The 1,754-nt window shown below is 58.6% G+C and carries 1 protein-coding gene, 1 tRNA gene and 1 pseudogene; all 3 read right to left on the minus strand.

Translation table 11 applies throughout. From position 1 onward, the window contains the following. Positions 1-457 precede the first annotated feature (457 nt). Positions 458-769 (minus strand): annotated as a pseudogene (locus tag AC1DX4_RS35015) (type II toxin-antitoxin system RelE/ParE family toxin). 3 nt (positions 770-772) lie between these two features. Further along, positions 773-1,039 carry a type II toxin-antitoxin system ParD family antitoxin gene (locus AC1DX4_RS35020; protein ID WP_477224679.1) on the minus strand — a complete coding sequence of 89 codons (267 nt, stop codon included), beginning with the start codon at positions 1,037-1,039 and terminating at the stop codon, positions 773-775. A gap of 607 nt (positions 1,040-1,646) precedes the next feature. Further along, positions 1,647-1,723 (minus strand) — tRNA-Met (locus AC1DX4_RS35025). Positions 1,724-1,754 lie beyond the last annotated feature (31 nt).

The following is a 1,754-nucleotide window of genomic DNA, read 5'->3' on the forward strand; positions in this document are numbered from 1 at the left end:
AAGAGGTTCAGCAGGACTCTGCCGCCCACGTTTCTCTTTCTTCATTATTCAATTTTCAAAGAACAGACGCCGCAGACGCGGTGTCGTGGCCCGTTACGCTTTTGGCTTCGGGGCCGTCCGAGTGTCGCTTACGCGGCTCTCTTGAATTTCGCGGAGGGCAGACCTAGAAGCAAACTTCTTCGTCGCCAGCGGCGCACCGCCCTCGTTCGTGAGGCGTATATAGTCGCCACCGATCCAAACTGTCAACACCGATCTCAGATGTTTTTTCGATTTCTCGTGTGGATATCCACGATGCGAAATTCGTGAGTTGGCTTGGCTGAAAATGACACCGGTCTTTCTCTACCGACCATTCCCGCCCGGGATTGCCATCACCCTCGGCGCCTGGTGCGTGCAATCGGCCTGAAAACCGCCTGTCCTGCTTGGTGGTTGTCGACCGCGAGCCGGTCTGCGCAACGCTTCAGAGCCGCCCTTCCAGCAATTCCGGCGTGATGTTTCGACCAGCATAAAGATGCCCAGGATCAGCACTCGTTCGCTCTCGACCGCGAAAGCAATGCTGACGGCGCGCCGGTAACCAACAATCCGCAACCCCAGGCATGATTTCGACCCGCTCGGTCCCGCGCTGTGGAAAAGTCGATAGATCCAGGCAATGGTCGCGGATCCCGGCGACGAAACTCCAGGCGACCGCAGGCGATGCGCGCTCGGCTATGTCGTCATAGAGCTGTTCGAGTTCGGCTTCCGCGTTGGGGTGGAAGACAATCCGGTACTCCATCCCTTACTTGGCTTTCGCCTGCGTCGCGCGATGACGCGCTTCAAGCCGGGAAAAGACCGTTTCGGCAGGAACACCCTTCGCCGGATCCCGTTGCAGCTCGCCCAGGCGCGCCGGGATTTCCTCACGCAGCCACTTCTCTCGCTCCGCCTCGAAATCCTCGAGCATGCGCAAGCCGGCGCGGACAACTTCGCTGGCATTGTTGTAGCGGCCTGATTCGAGCTGCTTCCTGATGAAGCTCTCATAATGGCCGTTCAGAGCGTAATTGGGCATGGCAGCCTCTTGGAAGGAATATGGGGCGCGCGAAGAATATAGCAATAAATGTCAACTATTAGCAGCCTTGATCGATTCGACCGCACTCTGCCTTTGATTCGGATTGTTCCGCAGGCAGGCTCGAGTCGCCCGATTCGGCATGGCCGAGATATCGCCTCAGCTCTGAAGGCGCCGGCGTGATCGATGACCGGGTCCGGCAATCGATAGCTGCGGCGATCCGCGCTCGTCATCCCAGCGAGACGGCGGGCACTGAAGCCGGCTGAGAAAGAACCCCACCGGCTAGATTTATTTCGCGTGTGGTTGCGGGTAGCCGCTCCGATTCGGCTTTCGCCGTTGGTTTTGGCTCTGGGAAAGGCTGAATTTGCCCGCCGTGTCGGCCGAGACCGCCTCTCGGGGCAGCGGGATTGATGGCAGCCATCAGCGCCGCATAGCAAAACGGCCCGCCGGGTATGATCCTGGCGGGCCGTTTTATGTTTGGTTTTGGGGAGAGGCTTTGAGTTTTTTGCCCTGCGGCTCGTTTTCGCTGCGGTCTGCTGCGGGGTTAGAATTGCTGGCCACGACCTGTAGATACAAAAAAGGCCCGCATGAATGCGGGCCGTTTTTTGTTTGGTTGCGGGGACAGGATTTGAACCTGTGACCTTCAGGTTATGAGCCTGACGAGCTACCGGGCTGCTCCACCCCGCGTCAACCCTAAGCAAGCGCTTGCTTGCTGACC

This window comes from Mesorhizobium sp. P3_A8 (assembly GCF_056402995.1).